A 23843-nucleotide genomic window follows, 5' to 3' on the forward strand; every position below is an offset into this window, starting at 1 on the left:
ACTAAAAAAAATTAAAACATGAAAAAAAGCATCTTAAGTTTATTTGTTTTGGCTACTATTTCTATGAATGTAGCTTGTAAAGGAGAAAAAGAAAATGGTGAAGCTGGCGAAGTAGCAACTGCATCTGCAGAAAGTACAACTTATGTGGTTGACACAAAAGCATCATCAATTGAATGGATTGGTTCTAAACCAGCTGGAAAACACAATGGAACTATTAATTTAAAATCGGGTGAAGTTGCCGTTAAGAATGACAGAATTCAAAGCGGAAAATTTGTAATCGATATGAATTCGATTGTAGTTACTGATTTAAAAGCAGGTGACGGAAAAGAAGATTTAGAAGCACATTTAAAAGGAACCGGCGATAAAGAGGGAGAAGATCATTTCTTTAACGTAGGTAAATTTCCAGAAGGAATGTTTGAAATTACTTCTATCACTTCTGAAAATGGAAAAGCTACTGTAAACGGAAATTTAACTTTAAAAGGAGTTACAAAACCTGTAACATTTCCTGCAACTGTTGCGTATGAAGGAAACAACATGACTTTAACTTCTGATTCTTTCCAAATTAACAGAACTCAATGGAATGTTAACTACGCTTCAAAATCAATCTTTGATGATTTAAAAGATAAGTTTGTAAACGATGAAATTGAATTGGTTGTAAAATTAAAAGCAACAAAACAATAAAAACAAAAACCGCCAATTGGCGGTTTTTTTATTTCAATAAATCATTCAAAGCTTTATCTAAGGATGCGAATTTGAATTGGAAATTTTCATCTAAAAGCTTACGACAACTTACATGTTGACTCGAAAATAAGATTTGATGCATTTCGCCAAGAATAAGTTTCATTACAAATTTTGGAATATTAGGTAAAAACAATGGTTTTCCTAAAGTTTTAGCAATTGCTTTTGTTAACTCTGAATTGGTAACAGGATAAGGCGCGACTCCATTATAAACACCTGCTAATTGGTTTTCCATTACAAATTGGAAAATGGCTACTAAATCTTGAACATGAATCCAAGATTGATATTGTTCGCCTGAACCAAATGCTGCTCCTACTCCATATTGAATTGGTTTTGCCATTTCCTGCAAAGCACCACCGTTCTTAGCAAGTACAATTCCGATTCTAATTTTAGAGACGATTATTTCTAATTTTTCAAACTGACTAACTTCATTTTCCCATTGTTTCACAACATTACCTAGGAAGGAAACATCAATATCTAAATCTGTTTCATGGTAGATATCGGTTAAACTATCTGGATAAATTCCAACAGCTGAAGCCGAAATGATTTGTTTTACTTGATGAGAATTCTTTTGTAAAGTTTGATACAATAATTGAGTTGAAAGTACGCGACTTTCAATAATTTCTTCCTTATAAGCGGTTGTCCATTTTTTTGCCACATTAGCTCCAGCCAAATGGATAATTACCTCAACACCTGTTAAAGCGTTAGTATCAATTTCTGCTTTTTTTGGATTCCAAAAGAATCCTTTGTAGTTATTTTGTGAGACTAATTTAGATTTGGATGTAGATAAATAATGAATTGTATATCCGTTTTGAAGCAACAAATTCACCAATTCTTGTCCAACCAACCCAGTAGCTCCTGTAATTAAAACTGTCATTTTCTTTTTCCTTTTTCTCAAATTTACTATCAATAAATAAGGTATGAAAGTAAATTAACTTATGTTTAGGATTAGTTTTAAGTTGGGAGATCGAAGTTGGGAGTTGGAAGTTGGGAGTTGAGATATGAAAAAAAAATTATACTTGTAATCAAAAAACAAACCTCCTTACTCTAAACTCAAAACTCATAATTATTAACTCTAAAATCATAACTCTAACCCCTAACTTTAATTGTCCATTCGAATTGCATTTCAGAAACTTGTTCTCCTTTTTCGTTTTTACCAATTGAAGTTAACCAAATAGTTTGTCCTTCATTAGTATCCACTGCTTTTTGAATGGTTTCTTTAATTGCTGTTCCTTGATTACAAGTAAAAGTAATTCTTCCTGTAGCTTTTTTTGTGAATACACTTTTATTTTGAGCCACTAACATTGAGATGTTTTTCTTGCTTTCTTTTATCTGATACATGACTAAAGCTCCCGTTGTAAACTCGGCCGCCATGGCTTGTACCGCAAAATACATGGAATTAAAAGGATTCTGATTAAACCAACGATGTTTTACGGTTACTTCACAAACTTCTGGTGAAATTGACTTAATGCGCACGCCACTCCAAAAAGCAGAAGGCAGTTTAAAAAAGGTAAAAAGATTCAGTTTTGCAGGTGTAAACTCCATAATTCATTGATTTATTTTGTAAAAATACAAAAAATACTATGCATTCCTACTATTTTTTTAAATGTTAATTTTATGTTAAATATAGGTACTATGCGTAACAAGATACCTTCTTTTAGACTTATCTTTGTATAAGAAATTAATAGGTAATCTAATTTCAATCATCAAATCAATCAATTGCGCAAGCAAAACAAATCAAAAAATGAACAGTCTAATTAAAAAAAACAAGGGGAATTATGAACATTGAAAACACTAAAGCACAAATGCGAAAAGGTGTTTTGGAATTCTGTATCTTATCGGTCTTAAAAGAAAAAGATGCATATACTTCTGAAATATTGGATACGCTAAAAAATGCTAAATTACTAGTTGTGGAAGGCACCGTTTACCCACTACTAACAAGGCTAAAAAACGATGGATTACTAAATTATCGTTGGGAAGAATCAACATCGGGACCACCAAGAAAATATTACGGTTTAACCGATGAAGGCAAAGAATTTTTACAAGAATTAAATGGCACCTGGAAAGAATTAGCAGATGCAGTAAACATAATAACAAGTCAAAACTAAAGGTCATGAACAAAACAATAAGTATAAATTTAGGAGGTTTTTTCTTTCACATCGACGAAGATGCCTATCAAAAATTATCGCGTTATTTTGATGCGGTGAAGCGTTCTCTTGCTCCTGATGGAAGAGATGAAATCATGAAAGACATTGAAAGCAGAATTGCTGAATTGTTTCAAGAGCGCATACAAAACGAAAAACAAGTTATTGGCTTAGTAGAAATTGACGCGGTAATTGGAATCATGGGGCAACCAGAAGATTACAAAATAGATGAAGATGCAACAAAAAGTTCAAACTTTAGCTCAACAAATAAAACATATACAAGAGCAAAAAGATTGTATAGAGATAAAGATAATTCACTTTTAGGTGGTGTTGCTGCTGGTTTTGGTCATTATTTAAACATTGATCCATTATGGGTAAGAATCTTGTTTATTATCTCTCCATTTATCAGTTTTGGAACATCAATTATTATTTATTTGATTTTATGGATATTAATTCCTGAAGCAATAACCACTTCTCAAAAATTAGAAATGAAAGGCGAACCTATCAATATTTCTAACATTGAGCGAAAAGTAAAAGAAGGAATTGATGAAATTTCTGATAAAATTGGAAATATTGATCATCAAAAAATTGCAGATAATGCAAAATACGGTGCTGAAAAAGTAGGGAGTACAATTTCGGATATTTTTGGAACAATTTTTAAAATATTTGCAAAATTCATTGGTGCAATAATCGTAATAACAGCTTCATTTGCTTTATTAGGATTCATAATTGCAGGAATTGTAATGATGTTTTCATCATCAATGCCAGACAACTATATTTTAAATAATATTCAAACACCGATTGGATTAGAAACTCCTCTTTGGGTTCAAGGAATATTACTCATTTTAGTATTTGGAATTCCATTCTTTTTCTTACTTTTATTAGGTTTAAAATTATTGGTAAACAATTTAAAATCAATTGGAAATGTGGCAACCTATACCTTAATTGCAACATGGGTAATTGCTTCCGGAATTGCAATTTCATTAGGAATAAACGAAGCAACTCAAATGGCATTTGAAGGAAAAGTGGTTCAAAAAGAAGAAATTATTTTAACACCAACAGACACCCTGTACATCAAATTTAAAAACAATGATTTCTATTCAAAAAATGCTCATCACGATACAGATTTTAGATTGACGCAAGATGAAAACAACAAAGACATCATCTACTCTAATAATATTTCAATAGAAATTATGGAAACTGATGAAGCGGTTCCTTTCATCCAAATTGAAAAATTAGCCAACGGAAAATCAGCTTCTGAAGCCAAGAAAAGAGCAGAAAAAATTAAATATGCTTACAAAATCGAAGGAAATACATTAATTTTAGATAATTATTTAATTTCTGCCGTTGAAAACAAATTTAGAGGGCAAGAAGTAGAATTGTACTTGTATTTACCAAAAGGAACATTATTTAAAACAGACAAAAATTTCAAACATTTTGATTATACAAATAATAACTTTTTTGATTTAAATTATGATTTTTCTGATGGCGTTTACAGAGTGGATACAGATAATATTACTTGTTTAAATTGCCCAACTTCAGTTAATAATTATGACGATAACGAAATTGTAAACGACTCTACTTCAACAATTATTTATGATGCTAACGGAGTTTTGATAAAAAAAGAAATCAAAGAAATTCAAAATGAAGTAAATCAAGAAGTACAAAACGTAAAAATTGAAATCGATACCAAAAAAGAAACCACAACTAAAACTAAATAAACATGAAAACAACCTTTAAATTAGTTGCTTTTTTACTTACAATAACATTATTATCGTGTAATGCCAATCTGAACTTAAACGATGGTGTTGAAGGAAGTGGTAATGTAATCACAGAAAAAAGAACCATCAACGAAAGCTTTGATAAAATCTCGGCAAGCACTGGTGTAACAGTAATTGTTGAACAAGGCTCACCAACCGATGTTGAAGTTGAAACAGACGACAACTTAATGCAATATGTAATTACAAAGGTTGAAAATGGAACATTAATTGTTAAAATTGATGGCAATATTAATACTATGTCATCAATTGATGTTAGAGTTCGAATGAGTTCAATTGTGGGATTAGAAAGCACAAGTGGCTCAAGAATTAGTTCAAAAAACACATTAAAAGGAAGTACTATCGCAGTAAAATCTAGTAGTGGAAGTGAAATCGATGCGGTTTTAGAATATGAAAATGTAAGTTGCGAATCGTCAAGCGGAAGTAACATTACCGTTGCCGGAAAAGCGTTAAAATTAGAAACAGCTTCGTCAAGCGGAAGCGAAATTGATGCAGACGAATTAGCAGCAAATGATGTTTTTTCACAATCGTCGAGCGGAAGTTCAACAACAGTGAAACCAATTGTAAAATTAGACGCAAAAGCTTCAAGCGGAAGTTCTATCGATTATGTACAGGCTCCTAAAACAATAACAAAAGAAGAAACTTCTGGCGGAAGCGTTGATAAAGAGTAACTGATTACAAATCAGAATATTTTAACAAATAATTAGTACATTTTTAAAATCAACTAATTACTTTTACACGAACAACTAAACAAACTAAATTCAACTCTCATGATAAAGTTAGTTATCCAAATTATCGAATTTGTATTTACTTTTATCGCAAATATGATAGAATCAATACTATAAAAACAAAATTAAAACATCAGTACTTTTGCTGGTGTTTTTTTTATTTATTCAAAAAATAAGTTTGGAATAAATTTTGTGTATGTTTGTGATAATAAAATTTTACAAAATGGCTAAAAAAATATCCTTCTTTATTACGTTGTTATTCTTAACTACTTTTTCTTTTGCTCAAAAGAAAGAAAAAATTAAAGGTTCTAAAATCGTAACTGTAGCACTTAAAGAAATCAACAGTTTTGAAAATATTGAAGTTAGTGATAACTTTGAAGTCTTATTAGTAAAAGGAAATCAGCCCTCTTTAGAAATTGAAGCTGATGATAATTTACACGATATCATCAATTTTGAAGTTGCAGGAAATACGCTTAGAATTAACGCATTAAAAGACGCAAGTAGTTTCAAAAAATTTACAATTAGAATCAATTATTCAGAAAATTTAAAACTAATTATTGCTCGTAACGAAACTACCATCAAAGCTTTAGCCGATTTAGAATTAGACAACATAACCATAAAAAATTATGATGATTCTAAATCTTTCTTAAATGTGAAATCTAATTATTTTTCACTTATTTTAGATGATAAATCGGAGGCAGAAATTAATGTCAAAGCAGAAAACACTAACCTTGAACTAAGCAAAAATAGTGAACTGAAAGCTTTAGTAGCTTCTCCTGAAGTTAAAATTGATATGTACCAAAAAAGTGAGGCTACAATTGAAGGAAATACAGCTAATGCAAAAATTCGTTTAGATAACACAAGTAACTTAGTAGCACAAAAATTTGTAATAGGAAATTTAGAAATTGATACCGAAAATTATTCAAAATGCGAAGTAAGTGTGAGTAATTCAATACAAATAACTGCTGCCGGTAAATCACAAATTGAATTATTTGGTGAACCAAAAATTACCATTGAAAAATTCACAAATAATGCAACTCTTTATAAAAAGGAAAAAAAGTAAATCATTACAAATAAAAAATCCGACCATATAGTCGGATTTTTTATTACAATATTTCAACTACTCTTTCGCTGCCAAATAACGCTCTGCATCCAAAGCCGCCATACAACCTGTTCCCGCAGCCGTAATAGCCTGACGATATACATGATCTGCAGCATCACCTGCTACAAATACACCTGCTACATTTGTTTTAGAACTTCCGGGAACATTTACGATGTAACCTGTTTCGTCTAACGTAATATAATCTGCAAAAATATCAGTATTTGGTTTGTGACCAATCGCTACGAAAAATCCAGTTGCTGGAATTTCAACAACTTCTCCTGTTGCTCTATTTTTTGCTTTAACTCCAGTAACCACTTGTCCATCACCTAAAACTTCTTCTGTTTCAGTGTGCATTAAAATTTCGATGTTTTCAGTTTTTTGAACACGTTCAGCCATAATTTTAGAAGCTCTAAATTTATCACTACGAACTAACATCGTTACTTTTTTACATAATTTAGATAAGTAATGTGCTTCTTCACACGCACTATCTCCTGCTCCTACGATTACTACTTCCTGATTTCTATAGAAAAATCCGTCACAAACCGCACAAGCTGAAACACCACCACCTAATTTTAAATAGTGTTGTTCCGATTCTAATCCTAAATATTTAGCAGAAGCTCCTGTAGAAATAATTACAGTTTCTGCATGAATTTCTATGGTATCATTAATCCAAACTTTATGAATATCTCCAGAGAAATCTACTTTTGTAGCCCATCCATCACGAATATCTGAACCAAAACGCTTTGCTTGTTCTTGCAACTGAACCATCATTTCAGGTCCGGTTACACCTTCAGGATATCCTGGAAAATTTTCAACTTCATTGGTTGTAGTTAACTGACCACCTGGTTGTTGTCCTTGATATAAAACAGGATTCATATTAGCTCTAGCCGCATAAATAGCCGCAGTATAACCCGCTGGACCAGAACCTATAATTAAACATTTTACTTTTTCAATTGTATCTGACATAACTTTATTCTTTTAAGAGTAGCAAATGTAAGTTTTTAATTAAAATTATTTCTTAAAAATAGATTAGAATTCACTATTTCATAATAAACGAAATTTATTTTTAAAAAACGTTTTGAAAATAATAATATAGTTCTATATTTGCACTCACAAATTCGGGGTGTAGCGTAGCCCGGTTATCGCGCCTGCTTTGGGAGCAGGAGGCCGCAGGTTCGAATCCTGCCACCCCGACAAAAGACCTTCAATTGAGGGTCTTTTTTCATTTACAAAAATCCGTTTTCAATCTGCGATGCAAAGCATCTGTGTTATCTGCGTTCCAAAACCTATATTTTTTTAGCATTTATTCCCAAAACTTTCTCATCAAAACAAAAAACACATAGAATATTATTTCTATTTTTGCTAAAACAATCAACCTAAGAATCTTTATGCTAATTATTGGAATCGCCGGCGGAACCGGAAGCGGAAAAACAACAGTTGTACATCAGATTATGAATGAGTTACCTGCGACAGAAGTAGGTATTATTTCTCAGGATTCTTATTACAAAGAAACGCATCATTTAAGTTATGAAGAACGTACTAAAATCAATTTCGATCATCCAAGAGCGATTGATTTTGAATTATTAGTAGCCCATCTTAAAGATTTAAAAGCTGGAAAAACTATTGAACAACCAGTTTATTCTTTCGTTACTCACGATAGAACCGACGATAAAATCATCACACATCCAAGAAAAGTAATGATTGTAGAAGGTATCTTAATTCTAACCAATCCAGAATTAAGAGATATGTTTGACATAAAAGTTTACGTTCATGCAGATTCTGACGAAAGATTAATTCGCCGTTTAAAACGTGATATTGCAGAACGTGGTCGTGACATGGAAGAAGTTTTGAATCGCTATCAAAACACTTTAAAACCAATGCACGAACAATTCATCGAACCTACAAAAGCTTTTGCTGATATCATTATTCCAAATGACAAATACAACACGGTTGCTATTGATGTAGTAAGAGCTGTTATCAATCAAAGATTAGTATAATGAAAAAAATAAAGAATTTAATTGCCAATTATCCGTTCCTAAAGTTTTTAGCGAACCGATATGTTTTGGTATTACTTTTCTTTATTGTTTGGATGTTATTTTTCGACAATTATTCCTATTTAGAACACCGTGTTTTAGATAAGGAAATCGAGGAAATTGAAGACAATATTCAATACTACAAAACCGAAATCAAAAAAGACAGCGCCAATATAAAACACCTTAAAAATGATGACCGTGTAGAAAAATACGCTCGCGAAAAATATTATATGAAACGCGAAAACGAAGACATTTACATCATAGAATTTGAAGGCGAAAAGAAAGCTGAAACTGAGAAAACAACTAGTAACAATTAAACATATAATTCGTGGCTAACAACAATTTATTTTCCGATTTTGAAGCCGTTTCTTCTAAACAATGGAAGCAACAAATTCAATACGAACTAAAAGGTGCTGATTACAACGAAACTTTAGTTTGGGAAAGTCCAGAAGGCATTAAAGTAAAACCGTTTTATCATAATGATGAAACAGCAATAAATCTTGACGCCATTGTTCCAACAAAACCTTTTGCAATCGTTCAAAATATTTTTGTTCATGATTTTCAAAAATCAAACGCTCGTGCGCTAGAAACGTTACAAAGAGGAGCTGAAAGTGTTCGTTTTACATTAGAAAATGATGCAGTTTCAATTGAAGAATTGATGCAAAATCTTCCGTTAGAAAACGTGAATTATTATTTCAATTTGCCTTTTCTTTCTGTTGAATTTACGAATAAAATCAATGATTTTGTTTCAAAAAATAAAGTCAATATTTGCATCCAAATTGATCCAATCGGACAATTATTAAAAGACGGCAATTGGTTTGACAACCTTGAAAAAGATTTTGAAAAATTAAACGCAATTGCTTCTAAGTCAACTGTTCCATTTTTAACTATTTCAAGTGGAATCTACCAAAATGCAGGAGCAAATATCGTGCAGCAATTAGCTTACACTTTAGCACAAGCAAACGAATATTTCAATAGAATTCCAGCCATCAACCAACCGATTACGATTGAAGTTACTGTTGGAACGAATTACTTTTTTGAAATAGCGAAACTAAGAGCCTTACGTCTTTTATTCAACACTTTAGCAGCAGAGTACAATCACAATTTCGATTGTCATATCATAGCAACTCCAACAAAACGTAACAAAACATTATACGATTACAACGTAAATATGCTTCGTACGACTACTGAATGTATGTCAGCAATATTAGGAGGAGCCGATGCGGTTGCGAATTTAGCTTACGATGCGATTTATCACAAAGACAACGAGTTTGGCGATAGAATTTCGAGAAACCAATTGTTAGTTTTAAAACACGAAAGTTATTTTGATAAAGTGAATAATCCTGCTGATGGCGCTTATTATATCGAAACTTTAACTGAGCAATTAGCAGAAAAAGCATTAGAATTATTCAAAGATATCGAGAAAAATGGCGGTTTGATTTCGCAATTAATCGATGGAACAATCCAAAGAAAAATCAACGAAAGCGCACAAAAAGAACAAGAGCTTTTCGATTCTGGAAAAGAAGTTTTATTGGGAACCAATAAGTATCCGAACAAAAACGACCAAATGAAAAGCGATTTGGAATTGTATCCTTTCGTAAAACAAAACGCCAGAAAAACGTTAATCACACCAATTATCGAAAAACGTTTGGCTGAAAAATTAGAACAAGAACGATTGAATAATGAGGTAATTTAGCCAATTAGTCAATGTGCCAATTCTATTAATTTGAAAAATTCTCTAAAGATGAGAAAAGATATACAACATTTAAAGTTAGAAGTTAGAAGTCAGAAGTTAGAAGTTTCTCCAAACTCTAAACTCCAAACTCCAAACTCATTTACAACTGCCGAAAACATCGAGTTAAAACCAACTTACACTAAAAAAGATATTTCCGATTTAGAACACCTTGGTTTTGGAGCTGGTTTTGCACCCAATGTACGTGGACCTTATGCAACTATGTACGTTCGCCGACCTTGGACGATTCGTCAATATGCAGGATTTTCTACTGCTGAGGAAAGTAATGCTTTTTACAGAAGAAACTTAGCGGCTGGACAAAAAGGTTTATCAGTTGCCTTTGATTTAGCAACACACAGAGGTTACGATTCTGACCACGAACGAGTGGTGGGTGACGTTGGAAAAGCGGGAGTTGCTATCGATTCAGTGGAAGATATGAAAGTGCTTTTCGACCAAATTCCGTTAGGGGAAATGTCGGTTTCGATGACAATGAATGGTGCGGTTTTACCTATTATGGCATTCTATATTGTGGCAGCGGAAGAACAAGGCGTTACTCCTAACCTACTATCAGGAACGATTCAGAATGATATTTTGAAGGAATTCATGGTGCGAAATACCTACATTTATCCACCAACGCCTTCGATGAAAATTATTGCGGATATTTTCGAATATACGAGTAAAAACATGCCGAAATTCAACTCGATTTCCATTTCGGGTTACCACATGCAAGAAGCGGGAGCTACTGCAGATATTGAATTAGCATACACTTTAGCAGATGGTTTAGAATACATTCGCACAGGTTTAGCCGCTGGGATGGATATTGATACGTTCGCTCCTCGCCTTTCGTTTTTTTGGGCGATTGGAATGAATCATTTTATGGAAATTGCAAAAATGCGTGCTGGTCGAATGCTTTGGGCAAAACTATTGAAACAATTCAACTCAAAAGACGAAAAATCATTGGCTTTAAGAACGCATTGCCAAACTTCGGGTTGGAGTTTAACGGAGCAAGATCCTTTTAATAATGTGGCTCGAACTGCGATTGAAGCAGCAGCAGCAGCCTTTGGAGGAACACAATCGTTGCATACGAATGCTTTAGACGAAGCCATTGCTTTACCAACTGATTTCTCAGCGCGAATTGCTCGTAATACCCAAATCTTTTTACAAGAAGAAACTAAAATTTGCAAAACGGTGGATCCTTGGGCAGGAAGTTATTATGTAGAAAGTTTAACGGCTGAAATTGCTGAAAAAGCTTGGGCTTTAATTGAAGAAGTAGAAGAATTAGGTGGCATGACAAAAGCCATTGAAGCTGGAATTCCAAAACTACGAATTGAAGAAGCTGCCGCGCGCAAACAAGCTCGTATCGACAGCAGTCAAGATATTATTGTTGGGGTGAACAAATACCGTTTGGAAAAAGAAGATCCGTTACATATTTTGGATGTAGATAACCAAATGGTGCGCAAACAACAAATTGAACGTTTAGAACAAATCAAAGCCACTCGCGACAACGCTAAAGTTGCCGAATGTTTAGCAAAATTAACCGAAAGCGCTAAAAATGGTGGTGAAAATTTACTATCTTTAGCAGTAGAAGCAGCACGAAATAGAGCTACATTAGGCGAAATTAGTGATGCTTTAGAAGTAGTTTTCGGAAGATATAAAGCACAAATTAGAAGTTTTAGCGGCGTGTATAGTAAAGAAATTAAAAACGACGAAAGTTTTGAAAAAGCAAAACAATTAGCCGATGCTTTCGCGAAGAAAGAAGGTCGTCGTCCTCGTATTATGATTGCGAAAATGGGACAAGACGGTCACGATCGTGGTGCCAAAGTAGTAGCAACAGGTTATGCCGACGTAGGTTTTGACGTGGACATTGGTCCTTTATTCCAAACACCACAAGAAGCTGCGAAACAAGCGGTGGAAAACGACGTACATATTTTAGGCGTTTCTTCTTTAGCAGCAGGACACAAAACCTTAGTACCACAAGTTATTGAAGAACTAAAAAAATACGGAAGAGAAGATATTATGGTAATTGTTGGTGGAGTAATCCCAGCACAAGACTACCAATTCTTATTCGACGCCGGAGCTGTAGCGGTTTTTGGTCCTGGAACTAAAATTAGCGAAGCAGCGATTACGATTTTGGAAGTTTTATTGGAGGAGTAAAGTTCTTATGGTTATAATTTAAACCTGACAGGTTTCAGAAACCTGTCAGGTTTTCTTTTGGCAAAATAATATTTTTACATACATTTGTAATTATATAAAAGCCAAACAATTATGATTCAAGCCTTACAACATGGTAACTATTACCACATTTACAATCGTGGAATAAATAGTGCAACGCTATTTAAAGAAAAAGAAAACTACGAACATTTCCTTAAACTTTTCGAATTACACTTTGAACCAATTGCAGAAACTTTTGCATAGATTGATTCAGATAAAAAATCTATCACAAGCTTTTTATAATTTTTAGTTTTTATTATATTTTTGTATGTGAAATCGCCATTAACAATAAGTTTGTGTAAACAAACACCTATGATTAAAAAAGGCGACCCGAAAACGAAGTTGAACAGGCGAAGCATACCATATGTTACCGCTAAAAAATAAAATTTAAACATATGAAAAAAAATCTCTTCCCTATTTTATGCTTACTACTAACATTAAGTAGTTTTGCCCAAATGAATGGTTTACAAAATACTTCAAAAAAACACGAACTCAATGGAAAAGTAAAAACCATGAGTTATCACATTACACCTAAAAACGAAGTTCCTTCAGAAGCTAACATGAGCTGGAAATATTTTTTTGATGAAAAAGGACGATTAACCCATACCTATTTCAAAAATCAACATTTTGGTCAAGACGTTTACAGTTATGGCAGTAACGATTCTATAGCAAAATATGAAAAATTTGACAAATCCAATAAGAAAGTTAGAGAAGTACAATTTTATTTCAATGACAAAAACCTAAGAGACAAAGAAGTGCATTTTGAAGCAGATACTTTAGAGATGACCTATAAGCTTCAATACAACAACAAAAACCAAAAAATAGAAATGATAAAATATCTTAAAGACACTATTTTTTTACTAAAATATGTTTATGAGTACAATTCAAATGGATTACTTACAAAAACTTCTTTGTTTGATAGAAAAAATAAACTTCAAACCATAACAACCTATAAATACAATTCTAAAGGAAGATGCATTGAAAGTAGAGAAAATGATTTTGAAGATATCGATACCAAATACCTATATACTTATGATGCCAATGGAATGCAAAATTCCTTTTTAGTGCTTGGTAAAGACAATAAAATGATAATGCGCAATGATTATGTTTTCGATGCAAATGGAAATGTAACCAGAGAAACCTCCAAAATATCTGAGATTAACTTTCAATCAGTTACTAACAATACCCATGTTTATGACAGTCAAAAAAACTGGATTATCAAAACCAACTCTTCTAAAACAGGAACTAAAATAGTAAAAAGGGTTATTGAATATTATTAATTTTAGCTAAAAATTTAAAAAAGACGTTGATAAATTTCTCTAAACTTCTCAAAATCTTAAATCATTTATAAAGCCTAACAGGTTTCAAAAACCTCACTGCTGGTTTTTTCATTTATTGTATCCACCGCCTTCACACCCTCCAAAAAATCAATATTTTTCACTTCTTCAAAAAAGTCGATTTCAGTTTCGTGAGGTAAAAAATCGGAGATAATGCGCACGATAAAATCTTGTGGTTTTTTCAAATATTTAAACGTGTAATCTTCCATATTTACAACCGTTTTTTCGGCTAAATCGGTTGTTCTTACAAACTTATCGGAAGTTAAGGAAGACAAACAAGGTAAATTTAGCTTTGGTTTTTCGGTGATAATGGGTTTTCCGTTTTCAAACAAGCCGCCTTCGTAACCGTATAGCGAAGCATTGGTAATTTCGATTGGTTTTCCTAAATGCAAATAATCGGGTAAATGGGCTTCTTTTCCTACTACAGCGGCAAAACCCATCAATACACAAATATCATGTGGTGGCATTTGCATCATCGCCTTAGCCGTACTTTCACGACCAATTCCAGAAACGATTACTTCGTAGGTATGATTCAAATTGGAAATTCGATCTAAAGCGTTAAGTACTTTTTCTCGTTCAATTTCCATTGGGGTTAGGATAATTATCTTCAATGTGCAATTTTTTGAAATACAAAGTAAAAGAAATCTATCTTAGTTTCCTAAATTTGTAACATGTCAAAACTACCTAACATCACTACCAGCATTTTCTCTGTAATGTCGCAATTAGCGAACGAGCACGGAGCTATTAATTTATCACAAGGATTTCCAAATTTCCCTGAAGATGAACGTTTGTTGCAAATTTCGGAACGTATTGTTCGAGAGAATATTCACCAATACACACCTATGGCGGGTTTGCCTTCGTTATTGGAAAAAATTGCGAATCAAACTTTAAAACAATACGGTAGAAAAGTCAATACCACAACTGAAATGTTGATTACCGCTGGCGCTACTCAAGGCGTTTTTACAGCCATTAACACATTTGTGAATCATGGCGATGAGGTGTTGATTTTGGATCCAAGTTATGACAGTTACGAACCTTCGGTTTTGGTAGCGGGTGGAAAACCTGTTCGTGTTTCCTTAAACGATGATTACACGCCAAATTTTAATCGAATTGAAAGCGCTATTTCGGCTAAAACTAAAATGATTGTCATCAATAATCCACACAATCCTACTGGGAGAATTTGGACAGAACAAGATTTTGAAGCTTTAGAAACGATTTTAGAAAAACATCCTCAAATTCTTATTTTGGGCGACGAAGTATACGAATATATTACGTTTTCGCAACCTCATATTTCGTTTAATACACGTCCAAAATTAGTCGAAAGAACCATTATCGCTTCATCTTTTGGAAAATCGTTGCATGTTACGGGTTGGAAAGTGGGTTATTTAATTGCACCTGAAAATCTAATGTTCGAAATGAAGAAAGTGCATCAGTTTTTGGTGTTTAGTGTGAATAGTTTTTCGCAACACGCTATTTCGGAATATTTGAATGTGGTTGATTTTAGTGAAGTTTCCAAAATGTACCAACGCAAACGCGATTTGTTTCAAAACCTAATCAAAGACAGTCGTTTTGAATTAATGCCTTGTGATGGAACGTATTTTCAAGTGGTGAATTACAACCAAATTTCGAACAAAAACGATGTGGATTTTGCTAAAGAATTGATTGTAAATCATGGTGTGGCTTCCATTCCGATTTCAGTTTTTTATAATGATGCTACGGATAGACACATGCTTCGTTTTTGTTTCGCTAAAACCGATGAAACTTTGATGGTGGCGGCTGAAAAACTGAATAAGATTTAGGATTTTAGTTTTAATGTTACTTTTTAGCTTACATTTACTAAAAACTATCTATTATGGCAAAAAGTCAAGACGCGAAGAAAACAGCAAAGAAAGAACCTTTGAAAACCGCAAAAGAGAAAAAAGAAGAAAAACGAACTAAAAAAAATACGCCAAAGCGTGATTAATAAACATCCAAACACGAATTATCTTCGTGTTTTTGTTTTTTATTCACAAACGATTGATTGTAGCCCCGATTGTAGTGAAAATCCATTTTGTAAAAGTCAAAAAACTTTTGCAAAATTATTGTAACGGAAAGCGGGAAACGACCTCTAAAAAACGCCTAAAGTGTGGCTTCAAAATATTTTTATTTCGGTATTTTTCTGTCTCTAAATCAGTTAAGTTACACTTTAACCCATTGTTAACAAAATTGACTTGAAAAAACCATAAATAATTGTATTTTTACCACTTAAAATTTTTAACTATCAAATGGGTAAAATCATTGCAATTGCCAATCAAAAAGGCGGTGTTGGTAAAACAACTACATCTGTAAACTTAGCGGCGTCTCTGGGTGTTTTAGAAAAGAAAGTACTTTTAATCGATGCAGATCCGCAGGCTAATGCCAGTTCAGGATTAGGAATCGATGTAGAAAGTGTAGAAATTGGTTCATACCAAGTTCTAGAACATAGTGCTACACCTGAAGAGGCAACCGTTTCGTGTTCGGCACCTAATGTTTCGGTGATTCCGGCTCATATTGATTTGGTGGCTATCGAAATTGAATTAGTAGACAAAGAAAATCGCGAGTACATGCTAAAAAAAGCATTGGAAAGTGTAAAAGACAAATACGATTATATCATAATTGACTGTGCTCCTTCGTTAGGATTATTAACATTGAATGCGTTAACAGCTGCGGATAGTGTTGTGATTCCAATTCAATGTGAATATTTTGCATTAGAAGGTTTAGGAAAATTATTAAATACAATTAAAAGTGTTCAAAAAATTCATAATCCAAGTTTAGATATTGAAGGATTGTTGCTAACGATGTACGATTCGCGTTTGCGCTTATCAAATCAAGTAGTAGAAGAAGTACAAAAGCACTTTAACGATATGGTTTTTGATACAATAATTCAAAGAAATATCAAATTGAGTGAAGCACCAAGTTTTGGCGAAAGCATTATTAATTATGACGCTACAAGTAAAGGAGCGACTAATTATTTAAACTTGGCTGAAGAAATTATTAAGAAAAATCAATAATATAGAAGATGACAAAAGCGGTAAAAAAACAAGCCTTAGGTAGAGGTTTATCGGCTTTATTGAAAGATCCAGACAACGACATCAAATCGGTTGAGGATAAAAATGCAGATAAAGTTGTAGGAAGTATTATTGAATTAGATATTGAATCGATTGAGATCAATCCGTTTCAACCAAGAACGAATTTCAACGAAGAAACTTTACAAGAATTAGCTAAATCGATTAAAGAATTAGGTGTAATTCAGCCGATTACTGTTCGAAAATTAGATTTCAATAACTACCAATTAATTTCGGGAGAGCGTCGTTTGCGTGCATCTAAATTAATCGGATTGAAAACAATTCCGGCATACATACGTTTAGCTAATGACAACGAATCATTGGTTATGGCTTTGGTGGAAAACATCCAACGTCATGATTTAGATCCAATTGAGGTGGCAATTTCCTATCAAAGATTAATCGAAGAAATCAATTTAACGCAAGAAGAATTGAGTGAACGCGTTGGAAAAAAACGTTCTACCATTACCAATTATTTACGCTTATTGAAATTAGATCCAATTATTCAAACGGGAATGCGAGATGGATTTATTTCAATGGGACACGGAAGAGCGTTGATTAACATTGACAATCAAGATGTTCAAAGCGATATTTATCATAAAGTGGTAACGCAAAATCTTTCGGTTAGAGAAACAGAGGCTTTGGTTAAAAATTATCAAGATAGTTTAAAACCAAAAACCGCTAAACCTGCAAAAGGCAACTCATTTGACATCAAAGAAGATGAGAAAAAAGCATTTGCTAACTATTTCGGAACAAAAGTTGACGTTAAAGTTGCAGGCAACGGAAAAGGAAAAATCACAATTCCTTTCCATTCGGAAGAAGACTTTAATCGTATCTTGAAACTAATTAATTCGTAGTGAGAAAGCTACATTACATATCCATTTTAATTTGTCTTTTTTTGAGTTTTCAAGGAAATGCACAAGAAGAAATGACATTGCGTGCTGCCGATACAATAAAAACAGTTATTGATCCTAATCGTCCAGCAAGAGCTGCCTTTTACTCGGCATTAGTGCCCGGTTTAGGGCAAGCATACAATAAAAAATACTGGAAAATTCCTATAGTATATATTGGATTAGGTTCGGGAATTTATTTTTACACCTTTAATCAAAAAAAATATCAAGGTTTCAGAAATGAATATAAAAAACGCTTAGCAGGAACTTCATTAGGCGCTGACGACCCAACTTATGGTGACTTTTCAGATGACAAATTGATAAGAGGTCAAAAATTTCACCAAAGAAATAGAGATTTATCAGCATTAATTACTGCTGGAATTTACATCCTAAATATTGTTGATGCAAATGTTGATGCACACTTAATGCAATTTAACGTAAACGACAATTTAACTGTTAAACCCGATTTAAACCAAAATGAATTTGACTACAGATACAATTATGGTTTGACACTCACTTATAATTTTTAACAAAAAATTGGGTAACAATTTCTTCAAAACGCAACTAACATTACATGAAAATAGCACTTTTAGGTTACGGAAAAATGGGAAAAGTTATTGAAAGAATAGCTTTAGAACGCGGTCATAAAATTGTATTAAAAAAAGACCACGATTCTTCATTTGAAGGACTTGAAAATGCAGATGTAGCCATTGATTTTAGTGTACCCGATAGTGCAGTTGAAAATATTTCAGCATGTTTTAATAAAGACATTCCTGTAATTTCGGGAACTACTGGTTGGTTAGCAGATTACCCTAAAATGGTTGAATTATGCAACGCAAAAAACGGAAGTTTTATTTATGGTTCAAACTTTAGTTTGGGCGTAAATGTGTTTTTTGAATTGAATGAATATTTAGCAAAAATGATGGCAAATTTGAAACAATACAAGGTTTCAATGGAAGAAATTCATCATACACAAAAATTAGATGCACCAAGCGGCACTGCAATAACATTAGCAGAAGGAGTTATCAAACATACAGATTATGCTAATTGGACATTAGAAACACCAATTAGTAACGAAATACACATTGAAGCTAAACGTATCGAAAATGTACCAGGAACACACAGTATTTTTTATGATAGTGAAGTGGATCAAATCGAAATCAAACATACAGCTCACAGCAGAGAAGGTTTTGCATTAGGAGCCGTTATTGCTGCAGAATGGCTAGTTGGTAAAAAAGGTGTTTTCACCATGAAGGATGTTTTGGGATTAAACTCAAAATAAACAATTATACAATTTAACAATTAAACGATATTAAAAATGGAAATATCAGGTTGGTTACTTTTTATCTTATTAGTTCAAGTAATTCATGGAATTGGAACTTGGAAATTATATGTAAAAGCAGGTAGAAAAGCATGGGAAGCATTTGTTCCAGTTTATAACGGAATTATATTGATGCAAATTATCAATCGTCCCAAATACTGGATTTTACTACTTTTTATCCCAGTTATCAATTTATTTTTATTTCCAATTATTTGGATTGAAACACTACGAACTTTTGGAAAAAAATCAACTTTAGACATGGTTTTAGGTGTTGTTACACTTGGTTTTTACATTGCCTATGTAAATTACACACAAGAAGTAAACTATCATGCTAATCGCGATTTAACGCCACCAAACAAAACGATGGACACTTTAGGCTCCTTGTCGTTTGCCATTGTAGTAGCAACATTAGTACATTCCTATTTAATTCAGCCTTTTGTGATTCCAACTTCTTCATTAGAGAAATCATTATTAGTGGGCGATTTTTTATTGGTAAGTAAATTTCATTATGGTGCAAGAACACCAATGACGCCAATTGCTGCACCAATGGTTCACGACACTTTACCTGTGATTAAAACTAAATCTTATTTATCCGAACCTTCTTTACCATACTTTAGATTTCCTGCATTACAATCAATCGAACGTAATGATATTGTTGTTTTTAACTGGCCAGCTGATACTTTGTTTCACATGTACAAAGCAGCAGACAAGCGTTATGATAAACCAATTGACAAGAAAACAAATTATGTAAAACGTTGTACAGCTATTCCGGGAGACAAAATTGAAATTAAGGATGGTATTATTTTTATTAATGGAAAAGAATCTATACTTCCAGAAAGAGCGAAGCCGCAATACATGCACAAAATATATTCTAAAAATGGTGTAGCAACAACAACATTACTTGAAAATGAATCTACAGAATTTTCAAGAAAATTTATAACAACAATTTATAATCAAAATCAAGTTGATGCATTATCTCCTTATGTAAGAGGTTCTTTTCAAAATAATGACGGAACAGTTACAGTTCTTACAGATCCAAAAGGAATTCCAAATAGTGTTATCTCTAACAATAACTTGTCAATAACTGAAGTAAATGATTTTGAAAGAGAAGCAAATTTTACATTAGAAAATGCAGAAAAATTAAGAAAAAAATCTATAGTTGATTCTATTGTAAGAATTATTAACAAAGATGTAGAAAAAACTATTTTCCCTGGCACAAAAGATTGGAATGTAGATAATTTAGGACCGATTTATATTCCACAAGCAGGAAAAACCGTGGAACTAAATAAAGAAACATTGCCTTTTTACAAGAAAGTCATCAGCGAATATGAAGGTAAAGATTTAAAAGTAAATGGAAATGAAATCAGAATTGATGGAAAAGTAGCCACTTCATACACTTTTGAACAAGATTATTATTGGATGATGGGAGACAATCGCCACAACTCATTAGATTCTCGCTATTGGGGATTTGTACCAGCAGACCATATTGTTGGAAAACCAATTTTCATTTGGATGAGTATTGATGGTATTAATGATGGTGTTAAAAACTGGAGCATTCGTTGGGACAGATTATTCACAACCGTTAGTGGAACAGGACAACCACAATCTTATTTTAAATATTTCTTATTCGCTTTAGCAGGTTATTTTGCTTTTGATTATTTCAGAAATAAGAAAAAGAAAAAAGAAATAAACAATTAATATTATTCTCTTTTTGTAAGTAATAAAACTATTCTGCCCAAATGAACATCATAATACATCCTACATACTTTCCGTCGATTAGTCATTACATTGCGATGCTTCAGGCTGATTTGGTTACTTTAGAAATGGAAGATAACTTTCAAAAGCAAACCAACAGAAATAGGATGTATATTTATAGTCCAAATGGCGTGCAATTGCTAAATATTCCTGTAAAACATAGTATTGACAAACATCAGAAATACAAAGATGTTCGTATAGAAAACGATTTTGGATGGCAAAAAAATCATTTTAAATCATTAGAAGCGGCTTACAGAACTTCACCTTTTTTTGAATATTTTGAAGATGATTTTCGTCCTTTATTTGAAAAAAAGCACGAATTTTTAATGGATTTGAATCTAGAAACGTTTGAATTAGTCAACGATGCATTAGGAGTACAATTTTCCATTGAAAAAACAGATGAATATTTCCATGAAGTGACTAATTTAAAAGATTTTAGATCACTGGCTAACGGAAAAAAAGATACGACTCAAATCGAAGAGTACACTCAAGTTTTCAATGAAAAACATGGTTTTATCAATAATCTAAGCATTTTAGATTTATTATTCAACGAAGGAAGATACGCAGTAGATTATTTGAAAAATCAACAATTATAAATTAAAAAGCCAGAACATAAATTCTGGCTTTTTAATTTTATAAGGTCAAACGATTTATTCTAGTACAAAACTTACTGTAACTGTACTAACAATTTCGATTTCGCCAATAGCTAAAGTTTCTCTTGGCATTGCGCCTTCGTCTGCAACTGCCATAGTTTTCATTTCGGCATACATTGGTCTTGGATAATTAGTGTATGAATTATCAGAAATCACTAAAGCCTTCCCTACTTTTTGTCCAGCTAAAACTGAAACATAATCTTCTGCTTTTTGCTTGGCATCTAACATAGCGTTTTTTCTCGCTTGACGCTCGTGTTCTTTAATTTTAGACGATTTAAATTCTACACCTTGTATGTTATTTATTCCCGAATCTACTAAATCCATCATTAATTTATCATATTTAGACAAATCTTTTAAATGAATTGAAATGGTTTGATTAGCAACATAACTATACTTTTTTGTATTGTAATCATAATTTTTATACAAATTCACACGTTGTGTTTGATAATCACTTGTAGGAATTCCTTTTTGTTTGATTAGTTTCAAAACTTTATCAATTGTTTCGTCATTTATTTTTTTGACTTCTGTTGCGTCTTTACCAGTATTTTCGACAGCAACTGTAATGATTGCTTCATCTGGTGTTACCTTGATTTTTCCTTCACCAGAAACACTAATTTGAGGAATTTGTTTCACCTCTTGAGCTTGTACCATAGTTGTAATTAAGGTTAGTACTAAAAATAATTTTTTCATGTTTATTTGATTTTTATTAAATATTTCAACTATTATGCCAAACTCTTCTCTATAATTTATTTGCTCTTTGCAAGAAAAAAAGTACGACAATGGGAATCAGCAAAGCAATAACGGTAACTGTTTCGTTTTGAATTAATTCTGGCCTTTTAAATAACGTTATCAAATAACCACCAATAGCACCGCCAAAATGAGCTACGTGTCCAATATTATCATTTTTGGCTTTCATTCCGTAAATTGAAAATAATAAGTAGGCAAAACCAAAAATATAACCCGGAATAAATCCATACATGTATAAATTAGGTTCTAGCAAAATGGCACTATAAATAATTCCGGTAACTGCGCCAGAAGCACCAACCGCTCGATAGTAATAATCGTCTTTGTGAAAATATAATGTAAGTAAATTTCCAGTGACTAAACTTCCAAAATAAATATATAAAAAGAACACATTATTTAAATTTCCTACCACATAGGGTGCAAATAAAAAAAGTGTAAACATATTGAAAAACAAATGCTGTATGTCTACATGCAAAAACCCAGAAGTAAACATTCGAATTTGTTCTCCTGATCGAATACTTCCAATATGAAATTCATATTTTCTAAAAAAATAAGAATCATTAAATGCTTTATAACTTGCTAAAACGTTGGCAACAATTATGGCTATTACTACAAAATTCATTTGGCTAATTTTTGGTAAATTTAGGAATAGTTTGGGTATTTAGTATACGATTAAAAAAGTATATTTGTAAAAAAAAAGTTTCATGCAGTTACTTATATATTTAATTTTCTATCCCATTTTATGGATAATTTCTATATTACCGTTTCCTGTTTTTTATTTACTTTCTGATTTTGTTTGTTTTTTAACCTACAATATTATTGGTTATAGAAAAAAAGTTGTTCGTGAAAATATTGCTTTGGCACTACCCCATTTATCAGAAAAAGAACGTCTTTCTGTAGAGAAAAAATTCTATAAACACATGTGTGATATGTTTTTAGAAATGATTAAAACACTTTCTATTTCACAAAAAGAAATCGAAAAACGCTTCACATTTACTAATATGGAAGTATATCATGAATTAGAAAAGAAAAATAAAAGCATTGCACTGATGTGTGCCCATTATGCAAGTTACGAATGGGTAGTTTCTATGAATTATCACATAAATTATAAAGGATTTGGAATCTATAAAAAGTTAGCCAATCCTTATTTTGACAAATTAGTAAAGCAAATGCGCTCTAAGTTTAAAGCCAATTTAATTACTACGAAAGAAACGATTCCTACAATTGCCGATAATTACAAAAATGGTACTTTGTCATTGTATGGTTTTGCAAGTGATCAATCACCAAAACCAAGTTCTGCTTACCATTGGGCACCTTTTATGGGACATATTGTTCCTGTTCATACAGGTGCCGAAATGCTTGCGAAACGTTTTGATATGAATGTGATTTTTCTAAAGACTAAAAAAATAAAACGTGGTTATTATGAGGCTAGTTTTGAAATTTTATCAGAAGATGTTAAATCAGTTCCAAATTATGAAATTACAGATCAATTTTTAAAACTCGTTGAAGAACAAATTTTAGAAACTCCAGAATATTATTTGTGGACACACAAACGTTGGAAACATAAAAAAGAAAACGCTCAGTAAATACTGAGCGT

The 23843-nt window shown here is 32.4% G+C and carries 25 protein-coding genes and 1 tRNA gene; 20 read left to right on the top strand and 6 right to left on the bottom strand.

Annotated elements, in window-relative coordinates:
- Positions 1 to 18 precede the first annotated feature (18 nt).
- Positions 19 to 681, top strand: coding sequence for a YceI family protein (locus M9Q43_RS06125; RefSeq protein WP_262318078.1), 663 nt, complete (start codon positions 19 to 21; stop codon positions 679 to 681).
- A gap of 28 nt (positions 682 to 709) precedes the next feature.
- On the opposite strand, the gene M9Q43_RS06130 is transcribed toward M9Q43_RS06125, so the two are convergent.
- Positions 710 to 1615, bottom strand: a complete 906-nt coding sequence (locus M9Q43_RS06130; protein WP_262318079.1) for a TIGR01777 family oxidoreductase — start codon at positions 1613 to 1615, stop codon at positions 710 to 712.
- A gap of 212 nt (positions 1616 to 1827) precedes the next feature.
- Positions 1828 to 2283 carry a DUF4442 domain-containing protein gene (locus M9Q43_RS06135; protein WP_262318080.1) on the bottom strand — a complete coding sequence of 152 codons (456 nt, stop codon included), beginning with the start codon at positions 2281 to 2283 and terminating at the stop codon, positions 1828 to 1830.
- Positions 2284 to 2516: 233 nt separating this feature from the next.
- On the opposite strand from M9Q43_RS06135, the gene M9Q43_RS06140 reads away from it, so the two are divergent.
- The 4 genes from M9Q43_RS06140 to M9Q43_RS06155 all read left to right on the top strand — a co-directional run bounded on the left by M9Q43_RS06140 (position 2517) and on the right by M9Q43_RS06155 (position 6451).
- Positions 2517 to 2846 (top strand): PadR family transcriptional regulator, encoded by a 330-nt coding sequence (locus tag M9Q43_RS06140; RefSeq protein WP_133607913.1) that lies wholly within the window; start codon positions 2517 to 2519, stop codon positions 2844 to 2846.
- 5 nt (positions 2847 to 2851) lie between these two features.
- Positions 2852 to 4603, top strand: coding sequence for a PspC domain-containing protein (locus M9Q43_RS06145; RefSeq protein WP_262318081.1), 1752 nt, complete (start codon positions 2852 to 2854; stop codon positions 4601 to 4603).
- 2 nt (positions 4604 to 4605) lie between these two features.
- Positions 4606 to 5331 carry a head GIN domain-containing protein gene (locus M9Q43_RS06150; protein WP_262318082.1) on the top strand — a complete coding sequence of 242 codons (726 nt, stop codon included), beginning with the start codon at positions 4606 to 4608 and terminating at the stop codon, positions 5329 to 5331.
- A gap of 280 nt (positions 5332 to 5611) precedes the next feature.
- A complete protein-coding gene (locus M9Q43_RS06155; RefSeq protein ID WP_262318083.1) occupies positions 5612 to 6451 on the top strand; it encodes a DUF2807 domain-containing protein in 840 nt (279 codons plus the stop codon).
- A 57-nt stretch (positions 6452 to 6508) separates the two neighbouring features.
- Here the strand turns inward: M9Q43_RS06155 and trxB are convergent, their stop codons facing one another.
- Positions 6509 to 7456, bottom strand: a complete 948-nt coding sequence (gene trxB, locus M9Q43_RS06160) for a thioredoxin-disulfide reductase (protein ID WP_262318084.1) — start codon at positions 7454 to 7456, stop codon at positions 6509 to 6511.
- A gap of 153 nt (positions 7457 to 7609) precedes the next feature.
- On the opposite strand from trxB, the gene M9Q43_RS06165 reads away from it, so the two are divergent.
- From M9Q43_RS06165 to M9Q43_RS06195, 7 genes are all read left to right on the top strand, one after another.
- A tRNA-Pro gene (locus tag M9Q43_RS06165) sits at positions 7610 to 7684 on the top strand.
- Positions 7685 to 7878: 194 nt separating this feature from the next.
- Positions 7879 to 8487 (top strand): uridine kinase, encoded by a 609-nt coding sequence (udk, locus tag M9Q43_RS06170; protein ID WP_133610547.1) that lies wholly within the window; start codon positions 7879 to 7881, stop codon positions 8485 to 8487.
- Complete coding sequence (locus M9Q43_RS06175) at positions 8487 to 8840, top strand: FtsB family cell division protein (RefSeq protein WP_262318085.1); 354 nt, start codon at positions 8487 to 8489, stop codon at positions 8838 to 8840. Before udk ends, M9Q43_RS06175 begins: the two co-directional genes overlap by 1 nt.
- Positions 8841 to 8851: 11 nt before the next feature.
- Complete coding sequence (locus tag M9Q43_RS06180; protein ID WP_262318086.1) at positions 8852 to 10219, top strand: methylmalonyl-CoA mutase subunit beta; 1368 nt, start codon at positions 8852 to 8854, stop codon at positions 10217 to 10219.
- Between the two features lie 48 nt (positions 10220 to 10267).
- Positions 10268 to 12409, top strand: coding sequence for a methylmalonyl-CoA mutase (scpA, locus tag M9Q43_RS06185; RefSeq protein ID WP_262318087.1), 2142 nt, complete (start codon positions 10268 to 10270; stop codon positions 12407 to 12409).
- A gap of 111 nt (positions 12410 to 12520) precedes the next feature.
- Positions 12521 to 12670, top strand: a complete 150-nt coding sequence (locus tag M9Q43_RS06190; protein WP_262318088.1) for a hypothetical protein — start codon at positions 12521 to 12523, stop codon at positions 12668 to 12670.
- Between the two features lie 191 nt (positions 12671 to 12861).
- Positions 12862 to 13746 carry a hypothetical protein gene (locus M9Q43_RS06195; protein WP_262318089.1) on the top strand — a complete coding sequence of 295 codons (885 nt, stop codon included), beginning with the start codon at positions 12862 to 12864 and terminating at the stop codon, positions 13744 to 13746.
- A gap of 74 nt (positions 13747 to 13820) precedes the next feature.
- Here M9Q43_RS06195 and M9Q43_RS06200 read toward each other — a convergent pair whose 3' ends face one another.
- Positions 13821 to 14414, bottom strand: a complete 594-nt coding sequence (locus tag M9Q43_RS06200) for a hypothetical protein (RefSeq protein ID WP_262318090.1) — start codon at positions 14412 to 14414, stop codon at positions 13821 to 13823.
- 60 nt (positions 14415 to 14474) lie between these two features.
- Here M9Q43_RS06200 and M9Q43_RS06205 point away from each other — a divergent pair, with 60 nt between their 5' ends.
- The 7 genes from M9Q43_RS06205 to M9Q43_RS06235 all read left to right on the top strand — a co-directional run bounded on the left by M9Q43_RS06205 (position 14475) and on the right by M9Q43_RS06235 (position 21445).
- Positions 14475 to 15602 (top strand): methionine aminotransferase, encoded by a 1128-nt coding sequence (locus M9Q43_RS06205; RefSeq protein WP_262318091.1) that lies wholly within the window; start codon positions 14475 to 14477, stop codon positions 15600 to 15602.
- 465 nt (positions 15603 to 16067) lie between these two features.
- The gene (locus tag M9Q43_RS06210) at positions 16068 to 16832 is read left to right on the top strand and encodes a ParA family protein (protein WP_262318092.1); all 765 of its coding nucleotides are present in this window, start codon (positions 16068 to 16070) and stop codon (positions 16830 to 16832) included.
- Positions 16833 to 16840: 8 nt separating this feature from the next.
- A complete protein-coding gene (locus M9Q43_RS06215) occupies positions 16841 to 17740 on the top strand; it encodes a ParB/RepB/Spo0J family partition protein (protein WP_262318093.1) in 900 nt (299 codons plus the stop codon).
- Positions 17740 to 18303, top strand: a complete 564-nt coding sequence (locus M9Q43_RS06220; protein ID WP_262318094.1) for a DUF5683 domain-containing protein — start codon at positions 17740 to 17742, stop codon at positions 18301 to 18303. Before M9Q43_RS06215 ends, M9Q43_RS06220 begins: the two co-directional genes overlap by 1 nt.
- A gap of 44 nt (positions 18304 to 18347) precedes the next feature.
- A complete protein-coding gene (dapB, locus tag M9Q43_RS06225; RefSeq protein ID WP_262318095.1) occupies positions 18348 to 19055 on the top strand; it encodes a 4-hydroxy-tetrahydrodipicolinate reductase in 708 nt (235 codons plus the stop codon).
- 36 nt (positions 19056 to 19091) lie between these two features.
- Entirely contained in the window at positions 19092 to 20792 is a 1701-nt protein-coding gene (gene lepB / locus M9Q43_RS06230; RefSeq protein WP_262318096.1) for a signal peptidase I, read from the top strand.
- A 41-nt stretch (positions 20793 to 20833) separates the two neighbouring features.
- Complete coding sequence (locus M9Q43_RS06235) at positions 20834 to 21445, top strand: WbqC family protein (protein WP_262318097.1); 612 nt, start codon at positions 20834 to 20836, stop codon at positions 21443 to 21445.
- 54 nt (positions 21446 to 21499) lie between these two features.
- Here the strand turns inward: M9Q43_RS06235 and M9Q43_RS06240 are convergent, their stop codons facing one another.
- Positions 21500 to 22192, bottom strand: a complete 693-nt coding sequence (locus tag M9Q43_RS06240; RefSeq protein ID WP_262318098.1) for an SIMPL domain-containing protein — start codon at positions 22190 to 22192, stop codon at positions 21500 to 21502.
- Positions 22193 to 22241: 49 nt separating this feature from the next.
- Positions 22242 to 22868, bottom strand: a complete 627-nt coding sequence (locus tag M9Q43_RS06245; protein ID WP_262318099.1) for a rhomboid family intramembrane serine protease — start codon at positions 22866 to 22868, stop codon at positions 22242 to 22244.
- An 82-nt stretch (positions 22869 to 22950) separates the two neighbouring features.
- Here M9Q43_RS06245 and M9Q43_RS06250 point away from each other — a divergent pair, with 82 nt between their 5' ends.
- Positions 22951 to 23832: a lysophospholipid acyltransferase family protein gene (locus M9Q43_RS06250; RefSeq protein ID WP_262318100.1), complete on the top strand. Its 882-nt coding sequence runs from the start codon at positions 22951 to 22953 to the stop codon at positions 23830 to 23832.
- Positions 23833 to 23843: the final 11 nt, after the last annotated feature.

The organism is Flavobacterium odoriferum (genome assembly GCF_025499515.1).
Taxonomy (GTDB): domain Bacteria; phylum Bacteroidota; class Bacteroidia; order Flavobacteriales; family Flavobacteriaceae; genus Flavobacterium; species Flavobacterium odoriferum.

Excerpts from the sequence above, each read along its gene's own strand:
- M9Q43_RS06125 (WP_262318078.1), top strand. The coding sequence starts at position 19 with ATGAAAAAAAGCATCTTAAGTTTATTTGTTTTGGCTACTATTTCTATG.
- M9Q43_RS06130 (WP_262318079.1), bottom strand. The coding sequence starts at position 1,615 with ATGACAGTTTTAATTACAGGAGCTACTGGGTTGGTTGGACAAGAATTG.
- M9Q43_RS06135 (WP_262318080.1), bottom strand. The coding sequence starts at position 2,283 with ATGGAGTTTACACCTGCAAAACTGAATCTTTTTACCTTTTTTAAACTG.
- M9Q43_RS06140 (WP_133607913.1), top strand. The coding sequence starts at position 2,517 with ATGAACATTGAAAACACTAAAGCACAAATGCGAAAAGGTGTTTTGGAA.
- M9Q43_RS06145 (WP_262318081.1), top strand. The coding sequence starts at position 2,852 with ATGAACAAAACAATAAGTATAAATTTAGGAGGTTTTTTCTTTCACATC.
- M9Q43_RS06150 (WP_262318082.1), top strand. The coding sequence starts at position 4,606 with ATGAAAACAACCTTTAAATTAGTTGCTTTTTTACTTACAATAACATTA.
- M9Q43_RS06155 (WP_262318083.1), top strand. The coding sequence starts at position 5,612 with ATGGCTAAAAAAATATCCTTCTTTATTACGTTGTTATTCTTAACTACT.
- trxB (WP_262318084.1), bottom strand. The coding sequence starts at position 7,456 with ATGTCAGATACAATTGAAAAAGTAAAATGTTTAATTATAGGTTCTGGT.
- udk (WP_133610547.1), top strand. The coding sequence starts at position 7,879 with ATGCTAATTATTGGAATCGCCGGCGGAACCGGAAGCGGAAAAACAACA.
- M9Q43_RS06175 (WP_262318085.1), top strand. The coding sequence starts at position 8,487 with ATGAAAAAAATAAAGAATTTAATTGCCAATTATCCGTTCCTAAAGTTT.
- scpA (WP_262318087.1), top strand. The coding sequence starts at position 10,268 with ATGAGAAAAGATATACAACATTTAAAGTTAGAAGTTAGAAGTCAGAAG.
- M9Q43_RS06190 (WP_262318088.1), top strand. The coding sequence starts at position 12,521 with ATGATTCAAGCCTTACAACATGGTAACTATTACCACATTTACAATCGT.
- M9Q43_RS06195 (WP_262318089.1), top strand. The coding sequence starts at position 12,862 with ATGAAAAAAAATCTCTTCCCTATTTTATGCTTACTACTAACATTAAGT.
- M9Q43_RS06205 (WP_262318091.1), top strand. The coding sequence starts at position 14,475 with ATGTCAAAACTACCTAACATCACTACCAGCATTTTCTCTGTAATGTCG.
- M9Q43_RS06210 (WP_262318092.1), top strand. The coding sequence starts at position 16,068 with ATGGGTAAAATCATTGCAATTGCCAATCAAAAAGGCGGTGTTGGTAAA.
- M9Q43_RS06215 (WP_262318093.1), top strand. The coding sequence starts at position 16,841 with ATGACAAAAGCGGTAAAAAAACAAGCCTTAGGTAGAGGTTTATCGGCT.
- dapB (WP_262318095.1), top strand. The coding sequence starts at position 18,348 with ATGAAAATAGCACTTTTAGGTTACGGAAAAATGGGAAAAGTTATTGAA.
- lepB (WP_262318096.1), top strand. The coding sequence starts at position 19,092 with ATGGAAATATCAGGTTGGTTACTTTTTATCTTATTAGTTCAAGTAATT.
- M9Q43_RS06235 (WP_262318097.1), top strand. The coding sequence starts at position 20,834 with ATGAACATCATAATACATCCTACATACTTTCCGTCGATTAGTCATTAC.
- M9Q43_RS06240 (WP_262318098.1), bottom strand. The coding sequence starts at position 22,192 with ATGAAAAAATTATTTTTAGTACTAACCTTAATTACAACTATGGTACAA.
- M9Q43_RS06245 (WP_262318099.1), bottom strand. The coding sequence starts at position 22,868 with ATGAATTTTGTAGTAATAGCCATAATTGTTGCCAACGTTTTAGCAAGT.
- M9Q43_RS06250 (WP_262318100.1), top strand. The coding sequence starts at position 22,951 with ATGCAGTTACTTATATATTTAATTTTCTATCCCATTTTATGGATAATT.